Source organism: Methylobacterium sp. E-012 (assembly GCF_057836545.1).
This window is the reverse complement of record NZ_JBYQEY010000001.1, coordinates 5,903,776-5,927,755: the sequence shown is the minus strand read 5'-3', so window position 1 is coordinate 5,927,755 and position 23,980 is coordinate 5,903,776. Positions and strand designations below refer to the sequence as shown.

Here is a 23,980-nt window from a genome sequence, read left to right as displayed (position 1 = left end):
AACGCGGCGGCCGCGTCAGGAGACGGCCGCGAGCTTGTCGGCCATGGATTGGTCCTTGTCCCGGCGGGACGAGAAGATCAGCGTGAAGAAGGTGCGCTGGACGCCCATCGCGGCGAGTTTCGCCTCGCAGCGCTCCGCCAGCGCGCAGATCTCGGCAAGCTCGCCCTCGATGTTGGTGCCGTTGGGGTGCATCGTGGCGACGAGGCCGCTCGCCTCGATGATCGCCTTGATCTCACGCACGTAGGGCGAGACCGACGGGCCCACGCCCATCGGCACGATGCACAGGTCGGCGGATACCTTCATGGCGGTGCGTCCCGAGAGGATGCCGGGCGGTTCGGCCGTCAGGGAAAGGGGATGGAGCGGGTACCGGGAATCGAACCCGGGTATTCAGCTTGGAAGGCTGCTGCTCTACCATTGAGCTACACCCGCGCGGGCGGTTCGTTAGCACGCCGGCCGGCCCGTGAGAAGGTGGCCTCAGGCGAGTCCGAGGGCGGCCCGGGCCTCGGCGGGCGTCGCCACCCGGCGGCCATGGCGGGCGACGGCCTCGGACGCCAGGCCCACCAGCTCGGCGTTGCTCGCCGCCAGCCGGTCCTTCGTCACCCGGATGTTGTCCTCCAGCCCGGTGCGCACCGCGTCCGCGCCGCGGGCCAGAGCCCAGTCCATCACCACGGCCTGGTTGCGGCCGATCCCGGCGGCCGTCCAGGTCGCCTCCGGCAGGATCCGGCGCGTTTCGGCGAGCAGGATGTCGAGGAGATGCGCCTCGGCCGGCATCGCGTTCTGGACGCCCAGGACGAACTGCACGTGCGGGCGCGCATCGATCAGGCCGGCCTCGACCAGCCGCTTTGCCCCGTGCAGGTGCGAGAGGTCGAAGATCTCGATCTCGGGGCGGACGCCGTACCGCTTCATCTGCCCGGCGAGGTCGGCGACGAGGCTCGCGGAATTCTCGTACACGATGGTCGGGAAGTTCACCGAGCCGGTCGACAGGGAGGCCATGTCGGGCCGATGCGCGAGCGAGAGGCCGCGCGAAGCCGGATCGCGCCCGCGCCCGCCGGTGGAGAACTGGACGATCATGTCCGGGCAGTGCCTGCGCAGCCCCTCCTGCACGGCGGCGAATTTCTCCGGGTCGGAGGAGGGGGATTCGTCGTCGTTGCGCACGTGGATGTGGCAGAGCGTGGCGCCGGCCTCGAACGCCTGATGGGTCGATTCGATCTGTTCCGCGACGGTGACCGGCACGGCCGGGTTGTCCGTCTTGCGCGGCACCGAGCCGGTGATCGCCACCGCGATCACCACGGGCGCCTCGCTCCGGGATCCTGTCATCCGCGTGTCCTCCCTGGTCTCTCGTCTCGTTCGGGCTTGGGATAGCGCCGGGCGCCGCGGATCTGAACCGCCCGGAGCGGGCGTCGGGGCCGGGCGCGGGACAACTTCGGCCGGATGACAGGCCGGACTTGTGTCTTGCCGGCGCTTGCCGCACCTCTCGGAACGCGAGGCCCCCGATGAACGACACGATCCTGGTCCTGAACGGGCCGAACCTGAACCTGCTCGGCCAGCGTCAGCCGGAGATCTACGGGCGCGCGACGCTGGCCGACGTCGAGACCCTGTGCCGCGAGGCCGCCGCCGCCCACGGCCTCAGCGCGGAATGCCGGCAGAGCAACGCCGAGCACGTGCTGATCGACGCGATCCACGAATTCCGCACCGGGTCGGCCGGGATCGTCATCAACGCGGGCGCCTACACCCACACCTCCGTGGCGATCCTCGACGCGCTCAATGCCTGCGAGGTGCCGGTGATCGAGTGCCACATCTCCAACGTCCACCGGCGCGAGGCCTTCCGCCACCACTCCTATGTCTCGCTCGCCGCGACAGCCGTGCTGGCCGGCTTCGGGACGCATGGCTACGCGCTCGCCATCCGGCACCTCGCGCATCTGCGGGCCGACAGGACCGCGTGAAGCGCGGATAGCGCGCCGCGCAGGGTTGACGCTGGCGGAGACAGGGCGGAGGAGGGCGGTCAGGCCCTTATCGAACGCGTTCTCCCCGGCCGGACTGGTCTTCCAGCCCCGGGGAGCGCCCAAGCGGAGCGCGCACGCCGCATGACCAGCCCCTTCCTGCCCCTCGACCGGGCCGTCATCGCCCGCGAGGCGGCCAAGATGTTCCTCGAGATCGGTGCGGTGCTCTTCTACAAGGACGAGCCGTTCAAGTTCACCTCCGGCTGGGCGAGCCCGGTCTACACCGACAGCCGGAAGATCATCTCGTATCCGCGGCTGCGCGCGACGCTGATGGATTTCGCCACCGCCACGATCGTGCGCGAGATCGGCTACGAGCAGCTCACCCACATCGCGGGCGGCGAGACCGCCGGCATCCCCTTCGCCGCCTGGATCGCCGACCGGATGATGCTGCCGATGCAGTACATCCGCAAGAAGCCCAAGGGCTTCGGCCGCAACGCCCAGATCGAGGGCGCGGTCGTCGAGGGCGCGCGGACGCTGCTGGTCGAGGACCTCGCCACGGACGGCCGCAGCAAGGTCAATTTCGTCAAGGCCCTGCGCGATGCGGGCGCCCAGGTCGATCACTGCTTCGTGCTGTTCTACTACGACATCTTCCCCGACAGCGCGGCGCTGATGCAGGAGATCGGCATCAAGCTCCACGCCCTCACCACGTGGCGGGACGTGCTGGCGGTCGCCAAGGAGATGGGCACCTTCGACCCGAAGACGCTCGCCGAGGTCGAAAGTTTTCTCAATGCGCCGGCGGAATGGTCGGCGGCCCACGGCGGCATTTCTTCGTTCGGCCAGGCCTGAGGGGTTTTCGCGATGGGCGTCGCCGACCTGTTCCCCGCCGAGCGCCAGGAGTCGAAGCCGGTCGACCGGATCACGATCCGCCGGCCGGACGATTGGCACATCCACCTGCGCGACGGCGCGATGCTGAGGGCGGTGCTGCCCTACACGGCGGCACAGTTCGCCCGGGGCATCATCATGCCGAACCTCGTGCCGCCGGTGACCACGGTGGCGGCGGCGCGGGCCTATCGCGAGCGCATCTTGGCGGCGCTGCCCGCGGGCATGGATTTCACCCCGCTGATGACCTGCTACCTCCGGGACGACACCGACCCGGACGAGATCGAGCGCGGCTTCACGGACAAGGTCTGGGTCGCCGCCAAGCTGTACCCGGCCGGCGCGACCACCAACTCGCATGCGGGCGTCACCGACCTGATCGGGATCGCCCCCGTGCTCGAGCGGATGGAGCGGATCGGCATGCCGCTGCTGATCCACGGCGAGGCCACTGACCCGGAGATCGACATCTTTGACCGAGAGGCCGCCTTCATGGAGGGCAGCCTGATCCCGCTGCTCGCCCGCCATCAGGGTCTCAAGGTGACGGTGGAGCACGCCACCACGGCGGAGATCCTCGACGTGGTCCGGGAGAACCGGAGCCGGTGCGCCGCCACGATCACGCCGCACCACCTCGTGATCAACCGGACGCACATCTTCCAGGGGGGGCTGCGCCCGCACCTGTATTGCCTGCCGGTGGCCAAGCGCGAGCGGCACCGCGTGGCCCTGCGCAGGGCCGCGACCTCGGGCGAGGCCTGCTTCTTCCTGGGCACCGACACCGCCCCGCATGTCCGCGGCGCCAAGGAGGCGGCCTGCGGCTGCGCCGGCGTGTTCTGCGGGCCGTCTGCGCTCCAGACCTACGTGCAGGTGTTCGACGAGGAGGGGGCGCTCGATCGGTTCGAGGCCTTCGCGTCGCTCAACGGCGCGCGCTTCCACGGGCTGGAGCCGAATGCCGGAACCGTGACTCTCGAACGGCGGCTGGGCCGCGTCGCCGAGGCGGTCACGGTGGAGGATACGGCGGTGGTGGTGTTCCGGGGGGAGGAGACGCTGCCCTGGTCGGTGGCGTAGCGGGAGCGACCGACTTCGGCAGATCCGCTCCGTCGTAAAGGGCCGTCTGCGCTCGCAATGACGATGGTGCTGCCTCAGGCGGTATTCCAAACGGACACGGCATCGATGAAAGCCTGATCCTCCGTTGCGCCCCCGCACTCAGCGACGGCGCGGGATTGGCGATGCGCCTCGGCCTCGAATGCGGGTGCCTGCACGGCAGGCATCAAGAGCTGAACGGGTTGCAATCCCTGAGCGCGGAGCCGCGCACGGTCATTGCGTAACTTCGCGCGTGCAGATCGGGCGTTGGACACGGGCGGCATGTCGTGCGCGCTCCTCAGCGGCGATCCGTAACCTAAGTGGCGGCAGGGGGCTTGCGAACGCCTTTGACGCGGCCACCGCTCGCACTGATTTGGAGACGGCGTACGATGCAGGATAGGCGACCGGACGGCATCACCGCTATGGGTGCCGTGGACCTCTCCGCCGCCATCCGCGGCCGGGTCGTCTCCTGCGCCGAGGTGATGCGCGCCTATCTGGAGCGGTTCCACCGGCTCAACCCGCAGGTGAACGCCATCGTGGCCCTGCGGGACGACGCGGCGCTCCTGAAGGAGGCCGAGGCCGCGGACGCCACCCTGGCCCGCGGCGAGGCCGTCGGCCCGCTGCACGGCTTTCCGCTGGCCGTGAAGGATCTTGACCCGGTGCGCGGCCTGCGCTTCACGCAGGGCTCGCCGATCTTCGCCGACCGGATCGCGGAGACGGATTCGATCATGGTGGCCCGCCTGCGTGCCGCCGGGGCGCTCTTCATCGGCAAGACCAACGTGCCCGAATTCGGCCTCGGCTCGCACAGCTTCAACCCGGTCTACGGCACCACCGCCAATCCCTACGATCCGACCAAGAGCGCCGGCGGGTCGAGCGGCGGCGCCGCGGTGGCGGTGGCCCTGCGGATGCAGCCGGTCGCCGACGGCAGCGACCATGCCGGGTCACTGCGCAACCCGCCGGCCTTCAACAATTGCTACGGCCTGCGCCCGAGCTGGGGCCGCATCCCCGCCGAGGCCAAGGATGTGTTCAGCCCGGCTCTCGGCGTGCTCGGAGCGATCGGCCGCACGCCCGCCGATATCGGCCTGATGCTCTCGGTCCAGGCGGGCTACGATCCGCGCGGCCCGAATTCCATCCGCCAGGACCCGTCCGCCTTCGCGAACCCGCTCGCCCGCGACTTCCGCGGCACCCGGATCGCGTGGCTCGGCGATTGCGGCGGCCAGATCCCGTTCGATCCCGGCGTCTTGGAGCTCGGGCGCTCCGCGCTGACCACCTTCGTGGAGATCGGCTGCACCGTCGAGGAGGCGGTGCCGCGCTTCGACATGGAGCAGCTCTGGCAGGACTGGCTGGTGCTGCGGGCGCTGACCGTCGCGGCGGCGCTCCGCCCGTTCTACGACGAGCCCCGGCATCGGGCGCTGCTCAAGCCGGAGGCCGCCTGGGAGGTGGAACGGGGTCTCGCCCTCGGGGCCGACCGGATCATCGCGGCCCTGGAGGGGCGCACGCGCTGGTACGAGACACTGCGTCGGTTCATGGAGGCCTACGACTACCTCGTGATGCCGACGACGCAGGTCTTCCCCTTCGACAAGACCCTGCGCTGGCCCGAGACCGTCGGCGGGCGGGTGATGGACACTTACCATCGCTGGATGCAGACGGTGATCCCCGTGACCATGGCGGGCCTGCCGGCGCTGGACGTCCCGGCCGGGTTCGGCGCGGCCGGATTGCCCACCGGCATCCAGATCGTCGGCCGCAACCACGGCGAGCTGGCCTGCCTGCAGCTCGGCGCCGCCTACGATGCCGCGAGCAACTGGGTCCGCCGATACCCGCCACCGCTGAACTGAAGGCGCAGCCCCACCCCCAAACCAGCGCAAACGCACGCACGGATGCGTTGACCGGCTCCGCGCACTCGGCTAAGAGGCCCGACACTCCGCGCGCCAACCATGACCCGTTCCGGATCATGCGGCCGTCGCGGAGCAGGTTCGGATATCCGATGTCCACGGTCCTTATTGTAGCGCCAGCGTCACCGACGGGGCGGCCCTAAACGAGGGTCGCAATCCGGACGGTGGCGCATGCAGGGTCCCTCGGGGCCCTTTTTTGTTGCCTGCGTCAGGGCCGGCGGGACGGGACGGATATTCGAGGCGATCGGCACTTTCGGGCGAGGCGGAGACCGCCCCGCGGGACGAGGGTGCGACGAGAGAGGACGGGGCAGGGCGGCGGTCCGGAGGATCGCCGTGGCCCCGGAAAGCGCGAGGAGACGAGCATGGGCGGCGAGGTCATGACCGGGGCCGAGATGGTCATCCGGGCCTTCCAGGATCAGGGTGTCGATACGCTGTTCGGGTATCCGGGCGGCGCCGTACTGCCGATCTACGACGCGCTGTTCCACCAGAACGCCGTCAAGCACATCCTCGTCCGCCACGAGCAGGGTGCGGTCCACGCCGCGGAGGGCTATGCCCGCTCCTCCGGCAAGGTCGGCTGCGTCCTCGTCACCTCGGGTCCCGGCGCCACCAACATCGTCACCGGCCTGACCGACGCCATGCTGGATTCGATCCCGCTGGTCTGCATCACCGGCCAGGTCCCGACGCACCTGATCGGCACCGACGCGTTCCAGGAATGCGACACGGTCGGCATCACGCGCCACTGCACGAAGCACAATTACCTGGTCAAATCGATCGACGACCTGCCGCGCATCCTGCACGAGGCGTTCTACGTCGCGGCGAACGGCCGGCCCGGCCCGGTCGTGGTCGACCTGCCCAAGGACATCCAGTTCGCCTCCGGCCTCTACGAGCGCCCCGAGATCGCGAGCCACAAGACCTACCGCCCGGCCGTGAAGGGCGATGCCGACCGGATCCGCGCGGCCGTCGAGCTGATGGCGACGGCCCGCCGGCCGGTCTTCTACACCGGCGGCGGCGTGATCAATTCCGGCCCGGAGGCCTCGCGCCTGCTACGCGAGCTCGTCCGCGAGACCGGCTTCCCGATCACCTCGACCCTGATGGGGCTCGGCGCCTATCCGGGCACGGACGAGAAGTTCCTGGGCATGCTCGGCATGCACGGGACCTACGAGGCCAACCTCGCGATGCACGAGTGCGACGTGATGATCTGCGTCGGCGCCCGGTTCGACGACCGGATCACCGGCCGGCTCGACGCGTTCTCGCCGTTCTCGAAGAAGATCCACATCGACGTCGACGCCTCCTCGATCAACAAGGTCGTGAAGGTCGATATCGGGATCATCGGCGATTGCGGCTCGGTGCTCGCCGACATGCTGGAGGCGTGGCGCGCCCTGCCGTCGCGGCCCGAGCGGTCGAACCTCGACCCATGGTTCCAGAAGATCGGCGCCTGGAAGGCGCGCGACTGCCTCGCCTACTGGCCGTCGGGCACGATCATCAAGCCGCAATACGCGGTCCAGCGCCTCTACGAGGCCTGCAAGAGCCGCGAGACCTACATCACCACCGAGGTCGGCCAGCACCAGATGTGGGCCGCCCAGTACTTCAAGTACGACGAGCCGAACCGCTGGATGACCTCCGGCGGCCTCGGCACCATGGGCTACGGCCTGCCAGCGGCGATCGGCACGCAGCTCGCCCATCCGGACGGGCTGGTGATCGACATCGCCGGCGAAGCCTCGATCCTGATGAACATGCAGGAGATGTCGACGGCGGTTCAGTACCGTCTGCCGGTCAAGGTGTTCATACTGAACAACGAGTACATGGGCATGGTCCGGCAGTGGCAGGAGCTGCTGCACGGCTCGCGCTACTCGCAGAGCTACTCGGAGAGCCTGCCGGACTTCGTGAAGCTCGCGGAGGCCTACGGCGCCAAGGGCATGCGCTGCGAGAAGCCGGGCGACCTCGACGGCGCCATCGCCGAGATGCTCGCCCATGACGGCCCGGTGATCTTCGACTGCATCGTCGACAAGACCGAGAACTGCTTCCCGATGATCCCGTCGGGCAAGGCGCACAACGAGATGCTCCTGTCCGACTACCTCGGCGAGACCGGCGTCGAACTCGGCGACGTGATCTCCGAGGAAGGCAAGATGCTGGTGTAACGGGCCGAGATCCCAGGACTAATCTCGAATATCCTGGTTTCAAAAGGTCGAGACCTTTTGCGGGTGCAGGGCTTAAGCCCCGCTGTCGGGCTCCGCCCCGACACCCCGCGGAAGGGCAAGCCCTTCGGAAACCCCGACGAGGACGAAGCCGGCCATGAACGCGATGAACACCCACTATCCCGACGCCGGCCGCGTCGAGCCGGTGAACCGGCACACGCTGGCCGTGATCGTCGACAACGAGCCCGGTGTGCTGGCCCGCATCTCCGGCCTGTTCTCCGGCCGGGGCTACAACATCGAGAGCCTGACGGTCTCGGAGACCGAGGAGGCGCGCCACATCTCGCGCATCACCATCGTCACCACGGGCACCAACGCGGTGATTGACCAGATCAAGGCCCAGCTCGACCGGCTGGTGCCGGTGCATCGGGTGGTGGACCTGACGCTCCAGGGCAACGCCCTCGAGCGCGAGATCTGCCTCGTGAAGGTGAAGGGCGAGGGCGAGCACCGCAGCGAGGCCCTGCGGCTGGCGGCGGCCTTCGGCGCCAAGACGCTCGACGCGACGCTGAACTCCTTCGTGTTCGAACTCACCGGCGCCACCGAGGAGATCGACCGGTTCGTGCGGCTGATGAGCGTGATCGGGCTGGTGGAGATCTGCCGGACCGGTATCTCCGCGATGGGGCGCGGGGCGGAGCCGCTGTAGGAACCGGCGGCTCGAATCTGCTAGGATGCGCCGTCCCCGCAGGAGGCGGAGCGATGGAAGCCAAGGTGATTCGCTGGGGTGACGATTTCGCGGTCCGGCTGAGCAGCGCGGAGGCCGAGGAACTCGGCATCCGCGAGGGCGAGACCGTGGAGATCGTTTCGAAACGCCCGGTTGCGCCAGAGCCGCAACAATGGGCCGGCCGTCGCTATGTCGATGGCTTGCCGGTCTACACGCTCGAGGAGATGGTCGCCGAGATGCGCCGTCTGGGCCCGGATTTCGAGCCGCCGACGGTCGATTGGGGGCCGGATGTCGGCTCCGAGATCATCGATGACGACGATCCCCGCTAGCCTGTCGTTCCGGGCCGGAGATTTGATCCTCGTCGAGTTCGGTCCCGTCCGTGGTACGGAACAGGACGGCCGCCGGCCGGGATTGGTCGTCTCGGAAGCTTTGATGAACGACGCGACGCGCCGGGTCATCGTCTGTCCGATCACAAGCAACATCGAACCCTGGCCGACGAAAGTCATGCTTCCAGCCGGCCTGGCTGTGCGCGGCGCGGTGTTGACGGATCAGGTCCGCTCCATCGACCAGCGGGCGCGCATCCTGAGACGGCTCGGAGTCGCACCGGCCGCAGTTCTTGCCGAAGTTCGTCATCAGATCGCGAAATTGCTCGGGTTTTGAGGCAGGGTCGGCGTATGGAAGTCCTATGACCGCCCGCACCCTCTACTACGCCCCCGGCGCCTGCTCGCTGGCCGCCCACATCGTCCTGGAGGAATCCGGGCTGCCCTACGAGGGCATCAAGCTCGACCTTGCTGCGGGCGACCAGCGCCGGCCGGAATACCTCGCCATCAACGATCGCGGCCGCGTGCCGGCGCTCAGCGAGGACGGCTGGGTGCTCACCGAATGCGCCGCGATCCTGCGCCATATCGCCCGCTCCGTGCCGGAGAGGGGGTTGTGGCCCAAGGACCTGCGCGAGCAGGCCGCCGCGGACGAGTGGCTCGGCTGGCTCGCCTGCAACCATCACGTGACCTACGCCCATGTCCGCCGCCCGGAGCGCTACACGGACGACGAGGCCGCGTTCGACGGCATCAAGAGCAAGGCGGCCAACACCTACGCCGATCTCGCCACCATGACCGAGGTGCGCCTGTCGCACGGCGGCTGGGCGGTGAGCGGCCGTTTCAGCGTCGTCGACGCCTACCTGATGGTGTTCTGGTTCTGGGCCAACGGTCCGACCCTCCGCTTCGACATGGCCGGCCGCTTCCCGGCCTGGACCGCCCATGCCCGCCGGGTCGCCGAGCGTCCCGCCGTCCAGGCCGTGTTCGCCCGCGAAGGGCTGCCGCTTCCGCGCTGAAGTCGCCCGGTTGCGGCCCCCTTGCCGCGACAGCCGAATCGGCTTACTGAGCGTACCGTACGGTACGGTACGCTATTCCGGGACGATGCAGACCAGCGCCACAGCAGAGCAGGAAGCGCCCTCGGCACGCCAGCAGGCGGTGCTGGATGCCGTGCTCGGCTTGATGGTCGCGGATGGCGATCAATTGACCATGGATGCGGTCGCGCGCCGGGCGAGCTGCTCGAAGGAGACGCTCTACAAGTGGTTCGGCGACCGCGACGGCTTGCTCACCGCGACGGTGCGCTGGCAGGCCTCCCGGGTCCATGCCGGCTATGACGCCGCGCAGGTGCTCGACGGGGCGACCCTGCGCGAGCGCCTGCAGGATTTCGCCGTGACGTGGCTGGAGGTCATCTCCGGTCCGACGTCGGTCGCGCTGAACCGGATCGCCATCGCGCATGCCGGCTCGCACAAGAGCAACCTCGGCGGCATCGTCCTGGCGAACGGTCGCTTCGCCATCGGCGAGCGGGTCAAGCCCGTGCTGGAGGCGGGCCGGGCCGCCGGCCTGCTGACCTTCGCCGACAGCGAGGCGGCGTTCCGGACCTTCTTCGGCCTCGTCGGCCGGGATATCCAGATCCGACTCCTGCTCGGCGAGGCCCTCGACCTCGATGCAGATGAAATCCGGCGCGATGCGGGGCGCGCCGTGGAACAGTTCCTGGCCCTGTACGGCCAGGCGAAACCCTAACCTGAAGAGGAAACCGACATGCGGGTTTATTACGATCGCGACGCCGACCTGAACCTGATCAAGGGCAAGAAGGTCGCCATCGTCGGCTACGGCAGCCAGGGCCACGCCCACGCGCTCAACCTGCGCGATTCCGGCGTGAAGGACATCGTCATCGCGCTCCGCGAGGGCTCCGCCACCGCCAAGAAGGCGGAGCACGAGGGCTTCAAGGTCCTCTCGGTCGCCGAGGCCGCCAAGTGGGCCGACGTGGTGATGATGCTCACCCCCGACGAGCTCCAGGGCGACATCTACCGGGAGTCCCTCGAAGGCAACATGAAGCAGGGCGCCGCCCTCCTGTTCGCCCACGGCCTCAACGTCCACTTCAACCTGATCGAGCCGCGCAAGGATCTCGACGTCCTGATGGTCGCCCCGAAGGGCCCCGGCCACACGGTGCGCTCCGAGTACCTGCGCGGCGGCGGCGTGCCGACCCTGATCGCCATCGCGCAGGACGCGAGCGGCAACGCCCACGATCTCGGCCTGTCCTACGCCTCGGCCAATGGCGGCGGCCGCGCCGGCATCATCGAAACCACCTTCAAGGAAGAGTGCGAGACCGACCTGTTCGGTGAGCAGGCCGTTCTGTGCGGCGGCCTGGTCGAGCTGATCAAGGCCGGCTTCGAGACCCTGGTCGAGGCGGGCTACGCCCCCGAGATGGCCTATTTCGAGTGCCTGCACGAGGTGAAGCTGATCGTCGACCTCATCTACGAGGGCGGCATCGCCAACATGAACTACTCGATCTCCAACACGGCCGAGTACGGCGAGTACGTCACCGGCCCGCGCATCGTCACGCCCGAGACCAAGGCCGAGATGAAGCGCGTGCTCACCGACATCCAGTCGGGCACCTTCACCCGCAACTGGATGCTGGAGAACAAGGTCAACCAGACCTCGTTCAAGGCGACCCGCGCCAAGCTCGCCGCTCACCCGATCGAGGAGGTCGGCGCCAAGCTGCGCGGCATGATGCCGTGGATCTCCGAGAAGGCGCTGGTCGACAAGACCCGCAATTAATTTTTTCCGAATCCGCGGCCGGGCTTTGCTCTGCCGCACCACAGGGGCCGGTCACGCGAAAGCGAGGCCGGCCCTTTCTTGTCCCGGTTGCCGACCTTGGGCATTTCCGGCGATACAGGCCGCAGCGGTTCCGCACGTATGAGGACCGGAGACGGCGGGGGAGGATACGCCATGGCATCGCTCTATTCGGACGCCCATCGGGCGCTGCAGACCGAGTTCGGCACGACCAAGCTCGCGGTGCGCCTGGACGAGGACTGGGTCCACGAGCGCATTCAGCCGGAGGAGAGCGCCTTCATCGGCTCCCGGGACATGTTCTTCCTGTCCACGGTCGATCCCGACGGGATGCCGACCGTCTCGTACAAGGGCGGCCCGCAGGGCTTCGTGAAGGTGCTCGACGAGAACACCCTCGTGTTCCCGGGCTTCGACGGCAACGGCATGTTCTACTCGATGGGCAACATCGAGGGGCAAGCCAAGGTCGGCCTGCTGTTCATCGATTTCGAGACCCCGCACCGGATCCGCGTCCAGGGCCACGCGACGCTGCTGCGCGACGACGCCCTGATGGCCGACTACACCGAGGCCAAGTACCTGGTGAAGGTCGCGGTGACGAAGATCTGGGTCAACTGCCCGCGCTACATCCACAAGTACCAGAAGCTCGCGCAGAACAAGTACGTCCCGACCCCCGGCCGCGAGACCCCGCTCGCCGCCTGGAAGCGCCTCGACCTCGCCGGCGACGTGATCAGCGACGCCGACAAGGCCCGGGTCGCCAAGGAAGGCAAGCTGGAGGTTGCCGAATACGAGGCCCTGGTCGCCCGCGGCGAGGCCTGAGCCGCTCGCCTACGGGGCCTTCGCCACGATGAACACCCGCGGGAAGGCGAGCAGGCGCCGCCCGTCGCTGCGGGGCGGGTAGCCGGCGTCGATCGCAGCCACGTAGGCGGCCAGGAACCCGGCCGTCTGGTCCGGGTCCAGCGGGTCGAGGAACGGGCGCAGCCCGGTGGCGCTCACCCAGTCCACGATGGCGGCGGCATCCGCCATCGGGTGGTGATAGGCGGTGCGCCAAACATCCACCGCGGCGGCCAGCGGCGCCAACAGATCGTAATAGCCGGCCGGCTCCAGCATCCGGCCGAGCCGCCCGGCGACCGCCGGATCGCCGATCGCCGCGGCCCAGGGGCCGGCCAACGCGGTCTCGCGCATCAGGCGGTGCGACGGTTCAGCGAGGTTGTCGGGCATCTGCACGGCCAGCACGCCACCTGGGGCCAAGAGGCCGAACAGCCGGGGCAGCAGCGCCGGATGGTCGGGCAGCCATTGCAGCACCGCGTTGGCGTAGATCAGATCCGGCGCGCGCTCGGGCGCCCAGGTCGCGGCGTCGGCCAGCGCGAAGGCGAGGCCGGGCAGGCGGATCCGGGCGCTCTCCAGCATGGCGGGTGAGGTGTCGAGGCCGATCACCTCGGCCTCGGGGAAGCGCGCCGCGATCAGCGCCGTGGAATTGCCCGGCCCGCAGCCGAGGTCGTAGGCGAGGCGCGGGGCAGTGAGCGGGATCCGGGCCAGGAGTTCGGCCGCCGGGCGGGTGCGCTCGTCCTCGAAGCGGGTGTAGAGGGCGGGGTTCCAATCAGCCATCGCGATCACCCATTCCCGGTTCTCAGCAGCCGAGCTGGTCGGCCAGATCCGCCAGGTCCCGGGCCGCGTAGGTGACCGGGACTGCAGGCGCCGCCTCGCCGCCGCCCGGCCCGTGCTCGTGCGGCCGGGCGATATGGGCGGTGGACAGGCCATGGCTCGCCGCCGCCGTGAGGTCGTTCGAGTGGGCGGCGACCATCACGGTCTCCCTCGGGGCGAAGCCGAACGCCGCCACCGCATCGCGGTAGAGCGCGGGCTTGGGCTTATAGTCGCGGGAATAGCCGGCGCCCAGGATCGCGTCGAAGATCAGGCCGTTGCGCCGGGCGAGATCGGCCATCAGCCGGACGTGGCCGTTCGAGTTCGGCGCCAGGAGGTGTTTTTCGCGCAGCCGGCGCATGGCCTCCGGCACCTCGGGCCAGGCGTCGAGCCGGTGCCAGGCCTGGACCAGCTCCCGCCGCAGGTCCTCCGGGACGCCCGCGATACCGAATTGGGCCAGCACGTCGGGCAGCGATTCCGCCTGGAGCGTGTCGAGATCGACGAAGGGCCGCACGCCGGAACGCACGGTCTCCATCGAGGGGTTGTAGCGGGCCCGCCAGGCATCCGCGAAGGCCCCGGCATCGAGGCTCGGTGCGAAGGGCGCCAGCAGCCGCGCGGCCTCGCGGGCGACGCCGGAGCGCCAGTCGACCAGCGTCCCGAAGACGTCGAAGACCAGCGCCCGGGCGGTCATCGCACCGTCTGAAGGCTGGGACCCCGGCGCACGAAGCCGACGATGTCCTTGACCGCATCCAGCGTCTGGGCCGCGATCGTCTCGGCCCGCCCCGCCCCGTCGGCCAGCACGGCGTCGATATGGCCCGGATCGGCGGTGAGCCGGCGCATCTCCCCGGCGATCGGCGCAAGGCTCGTCACCGCGAGGTCGGCGAGCGCCGGCTTGAAGGCCGAGAACTGCGCCCCGCCGAAGTCGCGCAGCACGTCCTCGCGGGTGATCCCGGCCAAAGCCGCGTAGATCCCCACAAGGTTGTCGGCCTCCGGCCGGTCCTTCAGCCCGGCGATCTCGGAGGGCAGCGGCTCAGGGTCGGTCTTCGCCCGGCGGATCTTCTGGGCGATGGTATCGGCGTCGTCGGTGAGGTTGATCCGGGAATTGTCGGACGGGTCCGACTTCGACATTTTCTTCGACCCGTCCCGCAGCGACATGACTCGCGCCGCCGGGCCGCCGATCAGCGGTTCGGTCACGGGGAAGAACGCCTCGCCGTGGCCGTGCGCCGCGATCGAGCTCCCGAAGTCGGTGTTGAACTTCTGGGCGATGTCCCGGGTCAGTTCCAGGTGCTGTTTCTGGTCCTCGCCCACGGGGACATGGGTCGCCCGGTAGGCCAAGATATCGGCCGCCATCAACACCGGATAATCGTAGAGGCCGATGGAGGCGTTCTCCCGGTCCTTGCCGGCCTTCTCCTTGAACTGGGTCATCCGGTTCAGCCAGCCGAGGCGGGCGACGCAGTTGAACACCCAGGCGAGTTCGGCGTGCTGCGGCACCTGGCTCTGGTTGAAGACGATGGATTGCGCGGGATCGATGCCGGCAGCCAGGAAGGCGGCCGTCACCTCGCGGATCTGGCCGCGCAGGGCCTCCGGGTCCTGCCAGACGGTGATCGCGTGCAGGTCGACCACGCAGTACAGGCACTGCGCGTCGCGGGCCTGCATCTCCACGAAGCGCTTCACCGCCCCGAGATAGTTGCCGAGGTGCAGGTTGCCCGTGGGCTGGACGCCCGAGAAGACCAATTCGGTGAACGCGGCCATCGGCGCCGATCCTGAACAGCAGACATGCCGGGGCTCCGCGCCGGCCGGGCGCGCGGTTACTCGCACCGCTGATGCGGACGGGTCAAGGAGTGTCGCGTGACCGGCTCTCGCGCCGGGGGGCGGGCGCCGACCCACGGCCCCGCGGTTCCGGAACGGCCGCCGCGCCCCATCGGAATGCGCTGTGCGGCATCCGAGTACATGATATGAATTAATTGGTTGAATTGATTCGCTGTCGAATTCTATCTGAATACAATATCTGGGGGACGCGATGCCATTCGCGCGCAGATTTCGCGGGGCCGCCGTGGCGTTCCTGACGATGCTGGCCGTTCCGGGGGCTCGGGCGCAGGCCACGCCCCCGGTCCAGGTCGATCAGGGCTCCCGCTGGGGCGACCGGGAGCGCCGGGCCTTCTACGTTCAGGATCAGGGCTCCGAACTGATACCGCTCGCGTGGCTGAAAGCCCTGAAGCAGCGCGACGGGACGCCGTTCCTGGCCGGGAGCCTGTCGCGCTACGGCTATCTGCCCAACCCCGACAGCCGCGACGATCTGCCGATCGGCTTCACCTTCGCCGGACCCGCCGGGGGCGAGATCGCGGGGATGAGCTGCGCCGCGTGTCACACCCGCCAGATCACCGTCGCCGGCAGGGCCTACCGGATCGACGGCGGCCCCGCGATCGTCGACTTCCAGACGCTCCTGAGCGATCTCGACGAATCCGTGGGCGCGGTCGTGGCCAGCGAGGCCGCGTTCCAGCCCTTCGCGCAGGCGGTGCTCGGCGCCGGGGCCGGTGAGCCCAGCGCGGTCCAGAACCTCCTCGTCGTCGCGCGGTCCTGGTACGACCGCTACCATACGCTGATGGCGCGGGCGCTGCCGACGACGCCCTGGGGGCCGTCGCGCCTCGATGCGGTCGGGATGATCTTCAACCGCGTCACGGGGCTCGACATCGGCCTGCCGCCCGGCACCATGATCCCGGACAACATCCGGGCGGCGGACGCCCCGGCACGCTATCCCTTCCTCTGGAACGCGCCGCTCCAGGATCGGACCCAGTGGCCGGGCTTTGCCGCGAACGGCAACGACACCCTCGCCCTCTCCCGCAACCTCGGCGAGGTGCTCGGCGTGTTCGGTCGGTTCCATCCCCGTCCGGACGCGTTCAAGATCCTGACCGGATACGACTACCTCAGCGACAATTCGGCGAATTTCAACGGTCTGCGGCTGCTCGAGGACTCGGTCAAGGCGATCGGGCCGCCGCGCTGGCCCTGGAGCCTGCAGGTGACCCTGGTCCGGCAGGGCGCGGCGATCTTCGCGCGGCCGGAAGCCCAGGGCGGCTGCAAGAACTGCCACGGGCCGGAGCCGGGCACCCATTGGCCCCTGGAAGCGGAGACCTGGAAGACCCCCGTTCAGGATGTCGGCACCGATTCCCGCGAGCACGGGGTCATGCAATGGCGGGCCAAGAGCGGCATCCTGACCGGCGCCCAGATCCCCGTCGTCCAGTCGACACCGCTGCGGGCCGAGAACGAATGCAGCTTCAGCATCCTGGCCAATGCGGTGACCGGTTCGATCATCCAGAGCTTCCCGCCGTTCCTGATCGCCTGGCCGCCCCCGATGCCCGGGATGGCCGCCCTACGCCTCGACATCCTGGCCTTGCCGCCGAAGCTGCGGCCCCTCGCCGAGGCGTTCCCCCAGGCCGCGACGGGGGACGGGAGCTGTGTCCCCGGTGTTCCGGCCGGGACCTACCCCTACGAGGCGCGGGTGCTCGAAGGGATCTGGGCGGCCGCGCCCTACCTGCACAACGGCTCGGTGGCGACGCTCGCGGATCTCCTGAAGAAGCCCGATCAGCGCCGACAGGCCTTCAAGGTCGGGCCGAACTACGACATCGACGCCGTCGGCCTCGCGGAGGACCAGACGCTGTTCGACTACACGCTGAAGACGACGGATTGCACCGACCGGAATTCCGGCAACAGCCGATGCGGGCATGAGTACGGCACGGACCTCTCGGCCGACGAGAAGAAGGCGCTCCTCGAATACCTGAAGTCGCTCTGACGGCGCGCGGGCCCGCTCACGGCTCCCGCATCGCCGGCGCGCTCGGGCACAGGTCGACCAGGACGCAGCGCCCGCAGGCCGGCCGGCGGTGGTGGCAGACCTGCTGGCCGTGCAGCATCAGGATCTCGTGATTGTCGTAGAGATCCTGCGCGCTCCAGTCTGCCGGCAGCTGCGCCCGCAGGATCGCGTGTGCCGGGCCGACATCGACCCGCGGGCCGATCAGCCCGAGGCGCTGCGCGACCCGATGGTGGTGGCTGTCAACCGGCAGGGCCGGCATCCGCAGGGTCGAGAACGACAGCACGGCCGCGCTGGTCTTCGGCCCGACCCCCGGGATCGCCTGCAGCCACGCCCGCGCGGCTTCCACCTCCATGCCGGCCAGGAAGGCGAGATCGAGGGTGCCGCACCGGTCGCGCAGGGCGCGGAGTACGTCGCGGAGGCGCGGGGCCTTCAGTTCCGGCCAGGTCACGCCCGCGATGGCCGCCTCGATCTCCGGCACGTCGGCGTCGATGAGCGCCGCCCAGTCCGGAAACCGTGCGCGCAGGGCCTTGAAGGCACGCCCGGACTCGGCGTTGCGGGTCCGGTGCGACAGGAGCGAGGAGACGAGTTCGCTCACCGGATCGAGGCTATGGAAGTACGGGATCGGGCAGCCATAGACCGGGGAGAGCCGCGCGTGGACGACGAGCGCCTTCTCGGCCAGAGCGGGATCCGCGACAGTGGAGGCCGCCTTGCGGCGCGGACGCGGGACGGTCTCGGTTCTAAGGTCGGCGGTTGGCATGCAGGGCGAATCCGCGAGCGGACGCCGCTGTTCCTGCCGGGGCGCAGCAGCGGCGATCTGTCCGATCAAGCCGCTCCGGTTCCAGCATCGGGCGATCGTGAGCCGTGCATCTCCCTCCCCCTCCGCCCACGGCTACGATCAAAACCGGTGCAGTCCGCAGCTTTGCCGGGGAGGGAGGGCGCGCGGCCGCTCTGAACCGGAGCGCCCGTCGACGGGATAGCTCCATCACGCCGGAAGATCTGCCGAGACCTACTTCACCAGGGCGTAGATGTTCACGTCGAGGTTGTCGTCGGTGCTGTCGTTGAGGTCGGTGGCGTATTCCTCGACGAACCGGTCCTGCACCACGATGTCCTTGGCATCGAGATAGGCGGTCAGGGTCTCGTAGGTGCCGTCGATCGACTCGTAGGACCCCTTGTGGGCAAAGCGCAGGGCCTTGCCCGACGGGGTCGTGCCGAAGCGCAGCCCGTCGGAATCGGCAGGCGCCGGGTTCGGCGCCGCCGCTACCGGGATCATCGCCTCGAACTCGAAGCCGTCATCGTCCGTACGGGTGAAGACCGCGAGCGGCCGGCCCGCCGGCGCGACGCCGAGCTTGGCGAGATCCGCCTCGATCCGCGCGAAGGCCTGCTTCAGGCTCGGCACCGCCTCCTCCCACTTGGTCTTGCCCGAGAGGATCGCGGCCGGCTTGGCGGGCAGCGTGACCTCGTCGACGTCGCCGGGATCGCCGGGCTTGTCGACCAGGGTCGGCCGGGCGGGCGTCCCCGCGGCGGTCTGGCCGGCGGGCGGGGGGGCGACCGATTGTTCCGGCGCGGGGGCCGCGCTCTTCCCCGGATCGGGCACCGGATTCGGTGCGGTCGTCGTGGGCAGCGGATTGGTCTGGGCCGGTGCCGGCGCGGTGGAGGGGGGCGGAGCGGCCTGCTGTGCGGCGAGCGGGCCGGCGGCGAGCATCAGGGCGGCCGAGAGGGCGACGAGCGGACGAAGGCGGATCACGGGGGCGCTCCGGTCGAGGCCCGGCGGAGGATCGCGCGAGCTCCCGCCGGCTAACCTAGTGGCGAAAGGGAAAACCGCGAGGGCGCCGCGGACGAGAGCCGCGGGTGCGGCGCATCTGCCACGCCGCCGGACCCCTCGCGCCGGAGCGGTGCTTTTGCGATATAGCGGCCCCTCCCTCGCCCCGCGGGACCGCATGAGCGCACTCGCCCACAGACGCTTCCTGAAGATGCACGGCGCCGGCAACGCGATCGTGGTGCTGGACCTGCGTGGCTCCACCGCGTCGGTCCGTCCCGGGGAGGCGCGGGCGATCGCCCGGGATCCGGGCTCCAGCTTCGATCAGCTCATGGTGCTGCACGATCCCGTGAGCCCGGGCACGGACGCCTTCGTGCGGATCTACAACACCGACGGCTCGGAATCGGGGGCCTGTGGCAACGGCACCCGCTGCGTCGCCTACGCGATGCTCGACGATCCGGCCATGGCCCGCCCCGCCGAGGGCGGCCGGCTGACCCTTGAGACCGCCGCGGGTCTGCTCGGCGTGCGCCGCATCTCCGAGCGCGCCTTCACGGTCGATATGGGCCGGCCGCGGCTCGCTTGGGACGAGATCCCCCTGTCCGAGCCGTTCCCCGATACCCGGCGGATCGAACTTCAGGTCGGCCCGATCGACGATCCAATCCTGCACTCGCCGGGCGTCGTCAACATGGGCAATCCGCACGCGGTGTTCTTCGTGGAGGCCGACCCGGATTCCTACGACCTCGCCCGCATCGGCCCGATGCTGGAGAACCACCCGCGCTTCCCCGAGCGCGCCAACATCTCGATCGCGCAGGTCACCGGATACGAGGCGATCAAGCTCCGCGTCTGGGAGCGCGGGGCCGGGCTGACGCTGGCCTGCGGCACCGCCGCCTGCGCCGCCGTCGTGGCGGCCTCGCGGCTCAGGATGATCGGCCGGCAGGCGAGCGTCGCGCTCCCCGGCGGCGACCTGTTCGTGGAATGGCGCGCCGACGACCACGTCCTGATGACCGGCCCGGTCGCGCTCGTCGCCGAGGGGACCCTGGCGCCGGAGCTGTTCGCCGGCGCGGCCTGATGGCGGTCGAGACCCTCACCTTCGGGTGCCGCCTCAACACGGTCGAGTCCGAGGCTTTGAAGGTCCACGCGGCGGCGGACGGCCGCGACCGGGTGGTGGTGAACACCTGCGCGGTCACGGCCGAGGCCGGCCGGCAGGCCCGCAAGGCGATCCGCCGGATCGCCCGGGAGCGGCCGGGCACCGAGATCGTGGTCACAGGCTGCGGCGCCGAGGTCGAGACGGCGGCCTACGCGGCCATGCCCGAGGTCGCGCGCCTCGTCGGCAATGCCGAGAAGCTCCGGCCGGAGGGCTGGTCGACGGACGCCACCGGGCCGGGCGCCGTGATGGCGGCGCGTGCGGCCGAGCCGACGCGGATCTCGGCGATGGCCGGGCATACCCGGGCCTTCGTGCCCGTGCAGAACGGCTGCGACCATCGCTGCACCTTCTGTGTGATTCCCTTCGGGCGCGGCCCGTCGCGCTCGGTGCCGGTGGCCGATGTGGTTACCCAGGTCGAGACGATCGTGGCGCAGGGCGGCCGCGAAATCGTCCTCACCGGCGTCGATCTCACCGCCTACGGCCGCGACCTTCCCGGGGCGCCGCTGTCCCTCGGTGGCCTCGCGCGGCAGATCCTGCGGGCCGTGCCGGACCTCCCGCGCCTACGCCTCTCCTCCATCGACTCCGTGGAGGCGGACGACGCCCTGCTCGGCGCGATCGCCGAGGAGGCGCGGCTGATGCCGCACCTGCACCTGTCCCTCCAGGCCGGCGACGACCTGATCCTCAAACGCATGAAACGCCGGCACAGCCGCGCCGACGCGATCCGGTTCTGCGAGACCGTGCGGCGGCTGCGCCCGGACATCGTGCTCGGTGCCGACCTGATCGCAGGTTTTCCGACGGAGACCGAGGCGCAGTTCGCCCGCTCCCTCGACCTCGTGGCGGAATGCGGCCTGACCCATCTGCACGTCTTCCCTTACTCGCCCCGCCCCGGAACGCCGGCGGCGCGCATGCCGCCGGTGGCGCCGGACGCGATCCGGGATCGCGCGAGCCGCCTGCGCGCGGCCGGCGCCGACGCCCTACGCCGGCACCTCGATGGGCAGGTCGGGCGCCGGGTGACGGTCCTGGCGGAACGCGGCGGCATCGGCCGCAGCGCGGATTTCACGCCGGTGCGCCTCGCGGTCGAGACGCCCCCCGGGACGTTTCACGATGTCGGTATCGCTTCTCACGACGGCGCGCGGTTGATCGCGGCCTGAGGCTCCATCGCCGTCAGGGCGGCGGCGATGTGCGGCGGCGGCGGCGCGGTGACCGTGATCGCGTCCCGCTTCGGGTAGAGCGGGATCGTCAAGGTGTGCGCGTGGAGGTGAAGGCTGCCGCCGCGCGGGCCGCTTCCGTAGATCGGATCCCCGACGATCGGCCAGCCCGAGGCGGCGCAGTGGACCCGGAGCTGGTGCGTGCGGCCGGTAACTGGCTTCAGCTCCAGCCATGTCCGTCCCCCGGCGCGCCCGAGGACGCGCCAGTGGGTCAGCGCCGGGTCGCCCGCCGGGTCGGCCTTCATCCACCAGGAGCGCGGGTCGTCCGAGCGGCGCGCCAGCGGCAGATCGATGTGGCCGCTCGCTTCCGCCGGGCCGCCCTCGACGAGCGCCCAGTAGGTCTTGTCGACGGCGCTGCCGGAAAAGAGCTTGCCGAGCCGGGCCAGCGCCTTGGCGTGGCGGCCGAGCGCAAGGCAGCCGGAGGTGTCCCGGTCGAGCCTGTGCGCGGCCTCGGGGCGGCGCGGCAGGCCGAACCGCAGGGCGTCGAGATGGTCGGTCAGCGTCTCGCCGCCGCGGGGGCCGGGATGGACCGGCAGGCCCGCCGGCTTGTCGATGACGAGCAGCAGGGCATCGCGGTAGAGGAGGCGGGCGCCTATGTCGAAGGCGTTGGGCATCCGGATCGGCTAGAGGGTCGGCGCCGGGTCGGCAAGGTGGGGCGAGGACGAGGTTTCATGGCGAGCGAGGACAAGCCCGGCTGGTTCGGACGCCTGTTCGGGCGCAAGGGCCCGGACGCGGCCGAGGAGAAGCCCGAGGCGGACCTGCCCGCGGAGGCGGCCTCGCCCTCCGAGGGCCAGCCCGACTTCGCCACCGGCGCGGAGGATGTCGCGCATCTCCCGATGCCGCACGAGGAGAACGCGGCCCCGCTCCCGGACGTGGTCGAGGGTGCAGATCTGCTGCCGATCGCGGGCGAACCCGAGCATCCACCCGCCGGCACGGCCGGCGACGCCCCCGAGCACGGGGCCGACCCGGTCGACACCGGCGACGCGGCCCGGGAGCCGGCTGTGGAGCCCGCCCCCGACATCCAGCCCGTCGACAGCGCCGCGGCGCTTGCCCACGATGCCGGCGCGGGGCCCGACCGCGATCCGGAGGCCAAGGGCTGGTGGAGCCGGCTCACCTCCGGGATGAAGCGGACCTCCTCGGCGCTGTCCGAGCGGGTGACGGGCCTGTTCACCAAGCGCAAGCTCGACGCCACGACCCTCGAGGATCTGGAGGATGCCCTGATCCAGGCCGATTTCGGCCTGGAGACCGCGATGCGGATCTCGGAGGCGGTGGGCAAGGGCCGCTACGAGAAGGGCATCTCCCCCGACGAGGTGCGGGCGATCCTGGCGACGGAGGTCGAGCGGGCGCTGAAGCCGGTGGCGGTGCCCCTCACCGTCGACACGGCGAGAAAACCGTTCGTGATCCTCACGGTCGGGGTGAACGGGGCCGGCAAGACCACGACGCTCGGCAAGCTCGCCTCGAAGCTGCGGGCGGAGGGGCGGACCGTGATGCTGGCGGCCGGCGACACGTTCCGGGCGGCGGCGGTCGAGCAGCTCAAGGTCTGGGGGGCGCGTACCGGCACGCCGGTGGTGAGCGGCGCTCAGGGCGCAGACGCCGCCGGGCTTGCCTTCGACGCCCTCAAGCAGGCGGGCGCCGCCGGGACCGACGTGCTCCTGATCGACACCGCCGGCCGGCTCCAGAACAAGGCCGGGCTGATGGCGGAGCTGGAGAAGATCGTGCGCGTGCTGCGCAAGCAGGATCCCGACGCCCCGCACGCGACGCTCCTCGTCCTCGACGCCACGGTCGGCCAGAACGCCCTCTCGCAGGTGGAGCTGTTCTCGCAGGCCGCGCCGGTGTCAGGGCTGGTGATGACCAAGCTCGACGGCACCGCCCGGGGCGGGATCCTGGTGGCGCTGGCGGCCAAGTTCGGCCTGCCGGTGCATTTCATCGGCGTCGGCGAGGGTGTGGAGGACCTGGAACCGTTCGCGGCCCGGGACTTCGCCCGGGCGATCGCCGGGCTGGAGAAGGATTAGGCGACCGCCCGCAGCACGTCCGTCCGGGCGAAGTCCTCGCCCTTAAACAGGAGCGGCGCGTTGAGCGACCGGGCGAGCGCGTAGGCGAAACAATCGCCGAAGTTGAGGCCGGCCGGATGCCGGCCCTTGCCGTAACGGGCAAAGGCGTCGGCGGCGATTTGGGCCAGGGTGTGGTCGACCGAGACGACAATGACCGCTTCTCGAAGGAGCCAGTCGTCGAGGTCTGCTCGGCCGGTCGTCTTTTTACTGCTGACAATCGCGCATTCGAGATATGTCGCAGCCGCCATGACGCGTTTCTGATAAAGCCGGATCGCCTGACTCCAGAGATTCGCGTCAGGCTCGTCGAGCAGGATCGCGATAAAGATCGACGTATCGATAACCGCCTGAGCCTTCATATCGGCAAGCCGTTTTCGTCATAAGCGAGGATCTCGTCGATCGGACGGGGATCGATTTCCGCCGCCGCCTTCCAACGTTCACGCAACAGACGACCCGACGCAATCGCGGCCGCCGCTTCGCGTTCCTGATCCGCAGCCAGCCGCTGCCGCTCCCGCCGCAGGACATCGAGCAGCAGGTCCGGCGCCGGCTGTCGGGTCTCTGCCGCGAGGTCGGTGAGCAGCGCCTCGACCTCGGCGTTCTCGATGATGATGGACATCGCGCGCCCCGCGTTACACACACACCGAC

General features: G+C 69.9%; 27 protein-coding genes and 1 tRNA gene. 16 read left to right on the top strand and 12 right to left on the bottom strand.

The genetic code is table 11. The features are described 5' to 3' along the window. Positions 1-15 precede the first annotated feature (15 nt). The 3 genes from AC3IF1_RS28475 to AC3IF1_RS28465 all read right to left on the bottom strand — a co-directional run bounded on the left by AC3IF1_RS28475 (position 16) and on the right by AC3IF1_RS28465 (position 1,317). Positions 16-303 carry an MTH1187 family thiamine-binding protein gene (locus AC3IF1_RS28475; protein WP_243973194.1) on the bottom strand — a complete coding sequence of 96 codons (288 nt, stop codon included), beginning with the start codon at positions 301-303 and terminating at the stop codon, positions 16-18. 52 nt (positions 304-355) lie between these two features. Beyond that, a tRNA-Gly gene (locus tag AC3IF1_RS28470) sits at positions 356-429 on the bottom strand. A 45-nt stretch (positions 430-474) separates the two neighbouring features. Continuing rightward, on the bottom strand, positions 475-1,317 hold the full coding sequence (locus tag AC3IF1_RS28465; protein WP_489220280.1) for a 3-oxoadipate:acetyl-CoA acetyltransferase: 843 nt from the start codon (positions 1,315-1,317) through the stop codon (positions 475-477). 176 nt (positions 1,318-1,493) lie between these two features. On the opposite strand from AC3IF1_RS28465, the gene aroQ reads away from it, so the two are divergent. The 3 genes from aroQ to pyrC all read left to right on the top strand — a co-directional run bounded on the left by aroQ (position 1,494) and on the right by pyrC (position 3,878). After that, positions 1,494-1,943 carry a type II 3-dehydroquinate dehydratase gene (gene aroQ, locus AC3IF1_RS28460; protein WP_489220279.1) on the top strand — a complete coding sequence of 150 codons (450 nt, stop codon included), beginning with the start codon at positions 1,494-1,496 and terminating at the stop codon, positions 1,941-1,943. A gap of 141 nt (positions 1,944-2,084) precedes the next feature. Further along, positions 2,085-2,786, top strand: a complete 702-nt coding sequence (locus AC3IF1_RS28455; protein ID WP_243973187.1) for an orotate phosphoribosyltransferase — start codon at positions 2,085-2,087, stop codon at positions 2,784-2,786. A gap of 12 nt (positions 2,787-2,798) precedes the next feature. Then, positions 2,799-3,878 carry a dihydroorotase gene (pyrC, locus tag AC3IF1_RS28450; RefSeq protein WP_489220278.1) on the top strand — a complete coding sequence of 360 codons (1,080 nt, stop codon included), beginning with the start codon at positions 2,799-2,801 and terminating at the stop codon, positions 3,876-3,878. A 74-nt stretch (positions 3,879-3,952) separates the two neighbouring features. Here pyrC and AC3IF1_RS28445 read toward each other — a convergent pair whose 3' ends face one another. Then, positions 3,953-4,177: an antitoxin MazE family protein gene (locus AC3IF1_RS28445; RefSeq protein ID WP_243973183.1), complete on the bottom strand. Its 225-nt coding sequence runs from the start codon at positions 4,175-4,177 to the stop codon at positions 3,953-3,955. A 105-nt stretch (positions 4,178-4,282) separates the two neighbouring features. On the opposite strand from AC3IF1_RS28445, the gene AC3IF1_RS28440 reads away from it, so the two are divergent. The 9 genes from AC3IF1_RS28440 (at position 4,283) to AC3IF1_RS28400 (ending at position 12,552) form a co-directional block, all read left to right on the top strand. Beyond that, positions 4,283-5,728, top strand: a complete 1,446-nt coding sequence (locus tag AC3IF1_RS28440; protein ID WP_489220277.1) for an amidase — start codon at positions 4,283-4,285, stop codon at positions 5,726-5,728. Positions 5,729-6,147: 419 nt separating this feature from the next. Continuing rightward, positions 6,148-7,923 carry an acetolactate synthase 3 large subunit gene (locus AC3IF1_RS28435; protein ID WP_489220276.1) on the top strand — a complete coding sequence of 592 codons (1,776 nt, stop codon included), beginning with the start codon at positions 6,148-6,150 and terminating at the stop codon, positions 7,921-7,923. Between the two features lie 154 nt (positions 7,924-8,077). Continuing rightward, the gene (ilvN, locus tag AC3IF1_RS28430; protein WP_243973177.1) at positions 8,078-8,620 is read left to right on the top strand and encodes an acetolactate synthase small subunit; all 543 of its coding nucleotides are present in this window, start codon (positions 8,078-8,080) and stop codon (positions 8,618-8,620) included. Between the two features lie 53 nt (positions 8,621-8,673). After that, positions 8,674-8,967, top strand: a complete 294-nt coding sequence (locus AC3IF1_RS28425) for an AbrB/MazE/SpoVT family DNA-binding domain-containing protein (protein ID WP_489220275.1) — start codon at positions 8,674-8,676, stop codon at positions 8,965-8,967. Beyond that, the gene (locus AC3IF1_RS28420) at positions 8,948-9,298 is read left to right on the top strand and encodes a type II toxin-antitoxin system PemK/MazF family toxin (protein WP_489220274.1); all 351 of its coding nucleotides are present in this window, start codon (positions 8,948-8,950) and stop codon (positions 9,296-9,298) included. The genes AC3IF1_RS28425 and AC3IF1_RS28420 overlap by 20 nt, the downstream gene beginning before the upstream one ends. Before the next feature lie 25 nt (positions 9,299-9,323). Further along, positions 9,324-9,968 carry a glutathione S-transferase family protein gene (locus tag AC3IF1_RS28415; RefSeq protein WP_489220273.1) on the top strand — a complete coding sequence of 215 codons (645 nt, stop codon included), beginning with the start codon at positions 9,324-9,326 and terminating at the stop codon, positions 9,966-9,968. An 85-nt stretch (positions 9,969-10,053) separates the two neighbouring features. Next, positions 10,054-10,689, top strand: coding sequence for a TetR/AcrR family transcriptional regulator C-terminal domain-containing protein (locus tag AC3IF1_RS28410; protein WP_489220272.1), 636 nt, complete (start codon positions 10,054-10,056; stop codon positions 10,687-10,689). 18 nt (positions 10,690-10,707) lie between these two features. Continuing rightward, positions 10,708-11,727, top strand: coding sequence for a ketol-acid reductoisomerase (gene ilvC, locus AC3IF1_RS28405; RefSeq protein ID WP_243973168.1), 1,020 nt, complete (start codon positions 10,708-10,710; stop codon positions 11,725-11,727). Between the two features lie 171 nt (positions 11,728-11,898). Then, a complete protein-coding gene (locus tag AC3IF1_RS28400; protein ID WP_489220271.1) occupies positions 11,899-12,552 on the top strand; it encodes a pyridoxamine 5'-phosphate oxidase family protein in 654 nt (217 codons plus the stop codon). Between the two features lie 9 nt (positions 12,553-12,561). On the opposite strand, the gene tam is transcribed toward AC3IF1_RS28400, so the two are convergent. The 3 genes from tam to trpS are packed head-to-tail and all read right to left on the bottom strand — an operon-like array spanning position 12,562 to position 15,126. Further along, complete coding sequence (tam, locus tag AC3IF1_RS28395) at positions 12,562-13,341, bottom strand: trans-aconitate 2-methyltransferase (RefSeq protein WP_489220270.1); 780 nt, start codon at positions 13,339-13,341, stop codon at positions 12,562-12,564. 22 nt (positions 13,342-13,363) lie between these two features. Continuing rightward, a complete protein-coding gene (locus tag AC3IF1_RS28390; protein WP_489220269.1) occupies positions 13,364-14,065 on the bottom strand; it encodes a haloacid dehalogenase type II in 702 nt (233 codons plus the stop codon). After that, positions 14,062-15,126, bottom strand: coding sequence for a tryptophan--tRNA ligase (trpS, locus tag AC3IF1_RS28385; protein WP_489220268.1), 1,065 nt, complete (start codon positions 15,124-15,126; stop codon positions 14,062-14,064). The genes AC3IF1_RS28390 and trpS overlap by 4 nt, the downstream gene beginning before the upstream one ends. Positions 15,127-15,394: 268 nt before the next feature. Here trpS and AC3IF1_RS28380 point away from each other — a divergent pair, with 268 nt between their 5' ends. Further along, positions 15,395-17,161 (top strand): di-heme-cytochrome C peroxidase, encoded by a 1,767-nt coding sequence (locus tag AC3IF1_RS28380; RefSeq protein WP_489220267.1) that lies wholly within the window; start codon positions 15,395-15,397, stop codon positions 17,159-17,161. Between the two features lie 16 nt (positions 17,162-17,177). Here the strand turns inward: AC3IF1_RS28380 and AC3IF1_RS28375 are convergent, their stop codons facing one another. Both AC3IF1_RS28375 and AC3IF1_RS28370 read right to left on the bottom strand, forming a co-directional pair. Then, positions 17,178-17,936 carry an endonuclease III domain-containing protein gene (locus AC3IF1_RS28375; RefSeq protein ID WP_489220266.1) on the bottom strand — a complete coding sequence of 253 codons (759 nt, stop codon included), beginning with the start codon at positions 17,934-17,936 and terminating at the stop codon, positions 17,178-17,180. A gap of 249 nt (positions 17,937-18,185) precedes the next feature. Next, entirely contained in the window at positions 18,186-18,923 is a 738-nt protein-coding gene (locus AC3IF1_RS28370) for a GyrI-like domain-containing protein (RefSeq protein WP_489220265.1), read from the bottom strand. A 193-nt stretch (positions 18,924-19,116) separates the two neighbouring features. Here AC3IF1_RS28370 and dapF point away from each other — a divergent pair, with 193 nt between their 5' ends. Both dapF and mtaB read left to right on the top strand, forming a co-directional pair. Continuing rightward, a complete protein-coding gene (gene dapF, locus AC3IF1_RS28365; protein ID WP_489220264.1) occupies positions 19,117-20,004 on the top strand; it encodes a diaminopimelate epimerase in 888 nt (295 codons plus the stop codon). After that, on the top strand, positions 20,004-21,230 hold the full coding sequence (gene mtaB, locus AC3IF1_RS28360) for a tRNA (N(6)-L-threonylcarbamoyladenosine(37)-C(2))-methylthiotransferase MtaB (protein WP_489220263.1): 1,227 nt from the start codon (positions 20,004-20,006) through the stop codon (positions 21,228-21,230). The genes dapF and mtaB overlap by 1 nt, the downstream gene beginning before the upstream one ends. On the opposite strand, the gene AC3IF1_RS28355 is transcribed toward mtaB, so the two are convergent. Further along, positions 21,200-21,901, bottom strand: coding sequence for an RluA family pseudouridine synthase (locus AC3IF1_RS28355; RefSeq protein WP_489220262.1), 702 nt, complete (start codon positions 21,899-21,901; stop codon positions 21,200-21,202). The genes mtaB and AC3IF1_RS28355 overlap by 31 nt on opposite strands. Before the next feature lie 57 nt (positions 21,902-21,958). On the opposite strand from AC3IF1_RS28355, the gene ftsY reads away from it, so the two are divergent. Further along, positions 21,959-23,299: a signal recognition particle-docking protein FtsY gene (ftsY, locus tag AC3IF1_RS28350; RefSeq protein WP_489220261.1), complete on the top strand. Its 1,341-nt coding sequence runs from the start codon at positions 21,959-21,961 to the stop codon at positions 23,297-23,299. Here ftsY and AC3IF1_RS28345 read toward each other — a convergent pair. Beyond that, a complete protein-coding gene (locus AC3IF1_RS28345) occupies positions 23,296-23,694 on the bottom strand; it encodes a type II toxin-antitoxin system VapC family toxin (RefSeq protein ID WP_489220260.1) in 399 nt (132 codons plus the stop codon). The two genes, ftsY and AC3IF1_RS28345, sit on opposite strands and share 4 nt — an antisense overlap. Next, a complete protein-coding gene (locus AC3IF1_RS28340) occupies positions 23,691-23,951 on the bottom strand; it encodes a type II toxin-antitoxin system VapB family antitoxin (RefSeq protein ID WP_489220259.1) in 261 nt (86 codons plus the stop codon). The genes AC3IF1_RS28345 and AC3IF1_RS28340 overlap by 4 nt, the downstream gene beginning before the upstream one ends. Between the last annotated feature and the right edge of the window lie 29 nt (positions 23,952-23,980).

Excerpts from the sequence above, each read along its gene's own strand:
- AC3IF1_RS28475 (WP_243973194.1), bottom strand. The coding sequence starts at position 303 with ATGAAGGTATCCGCCGACCTGTGCATCGTGCCGATGGGCGTGGGCCCG.
- AC3IF1_RS28465 (WP_489220280.1), bottom strand. The coding sequence starts at position 1,317 with ATGACAGGATCCCGGAGCGAGGCGCCCGTGGTGATCGCGGTGGCGATC.
- aroQ (WP_489220279.1), top strand. The coding sequence starts at position 1,494 with ATGAACGACACGATCCTGGTCCTGAACGGGCCGAACCTGAACCTGCTC.
- AC3IF1_RS28455 (WP_243973187.1), top strand. The coding sequence starts at position 2,085 with ATGACCAGCCCCTTCCTGCCCCTCGACCGGGCCGTCATCGCCCGCGAG.
- pyrC (WP_489220278.1), top strand. The coding sequence starts at position 2,799 with ATGGGCGTCGCCGACCTGTTCCCCGCCGAGCGCCAGGAGTCGAAGCCG.
- AC3IF1_RS28445 (WP_243973183.1), bottom strand. The coding sequence starts at position 4,177 with ATGCCGCCCGTGTCCAACGCCCGATCTGCACGCGCGAAGTTACGCAAT.
- AC3IF1_RS28440 (WP_489220277.1), top strand. The coding sequence starts at position 4,283 with ATGCAGGATAGGCGACCGGACGGCATCACCGCTATGGGTGCCGTGGAC.
- AC3IF1_RS28435 (WP_489220276.1), top strand. The coding sequence starts at position 6,148 with ATGGGCGGCGAGGTCATGACCGGGGCCGAGATGGTCATCCGGGCCTTC.
- ilvN (WP_243973177.1), top strand. The coding sequence starts at position 8,078 with ATGAACGCGATGAACACCCACTATCCCGACGCCGGCCGCGTCGAGCCG.
- AC3IF1_RS28425 (WP_489220275.1), top strand. The coding sequence starts at position 8,674 with ATGGAAGCCAAGGTGATTCGCTGGGGTGACGATTTCGCGGTCCGGCTG.
- AC3IF1_RS28420 (WP_489220274.1), top strand. The coding sequence starts at position 8,948 with ATGACGACGATCCCCGCTAGCCTGTCGTTCCGGGCCGGAGATTTGATC.
- AC3IF1_RS28415 (WP_489220273.1), top strand. The coding sequence starts at position 9,324 with ATGACCGCCCGCACCCTCTACTACGCCCCCGGCGCCTGCTCGCTGGCC.
- AC3IF1_RS28410 (WP_489220272.1), top strand. The coding sequence starts at position 10,054 with ATGCAGACCAGCGCCACAGCAGAGCAGGAAGCGCCCTCGGCACGCCAG.
- ilvC (WP_243973168.1), top strand. The coding sequence starts at position 10,708 with ATGCGGGTTTATTACGATCGCGACGCCGACCTGAACCTGATCAAGGGC.
- AC3IF1_RS28400 (WP_489220271.1), top strand. The coding sequence starts at position 11,899 with ATGGCATCGCTCTATTCGGACGCCCATCGGGCGCTGCAGACCGAGTTC.
- tam (WP_489220270.1), bottom strand. The coding sequence starts at position 13,341 with ATGGCTGATTGGAACCCCGCCCTCTACACCCGCTTCGAGGACGAGCGC.
- AC3IF1_RS28390 (WP_489220269.1), bottom strand. The coding sequence starts at position 14,065 with ATGACCGCCCGGGCGCTGGTCTTCGACGTCTTCGGGACGCTGGTCGAC.
- trpS (WP_489220268.1), bottom strand. The coding sequence starts at position 15,126 with ATGGCCGCGTTCACCGAATTGGTCTTCTCGGGCGTCCAGCCCACGGGC.
- AC3IF1_RS28380 (WP_489220267.1), top strand. The coding sequence starts at position 15,395 with ATGCCATTCGCGCGCAGATTTCGCGGGGCCGCCGTGGCGTTCCTGACG.
- AC3IF1_RS28375 (WP_489220266.1), bottom strand. The coding sequence starts at position 17,936 with ATGCCAACCGCCGACCTTAGAACCGAGACCGTCCCGCGTCCGCGCCGC.
- dapF (WP_489220264.1), top strand. The coding sequence starts at position 19,117 with ATGAGCGCACTCGCCCACAGACGCTTCCTGAAGATGCACGGCGCCGGC.
- mtaB (WP_489220263.1), top strand. The coding sequence starts at position 20,004 with ATGGCGGTCGAGACCCTCACCTTCGGGTGCCGCCTCAACACGGTCGAG.
- AC3IF1_RS28355 (WP_489220262.1), bottom strand. The coding sequence starts at position 21,901 with ATGCCCAACGCCTTCGACATAGGCGCCCGCCTCCTCTACCGCGATGCC.
- ftsY (WP_489220261.1), top strand. The coding sequence starts at position 21,959 with ATGGCGAGCGAGGACAAGCCCGGCTGGTTCGGACGCCTGTTCGGGCGC.
- AC3IF1_RS28345 (WP_489220260.1), bottom strand. The coding sequence starts at position 23,694 with ATGAAGGCTCAGGCGGTTATCGATACGTCGATCTTTATCGCGATCCTG.
- AC3IF1_RS28340 (WP_489220259.1), bottom strand. The coding sequence starts at position 23,951 with ATGTCCATCATCATCGAGAACGCCGAGGTCGAGGCGCTGCTCACCGAC.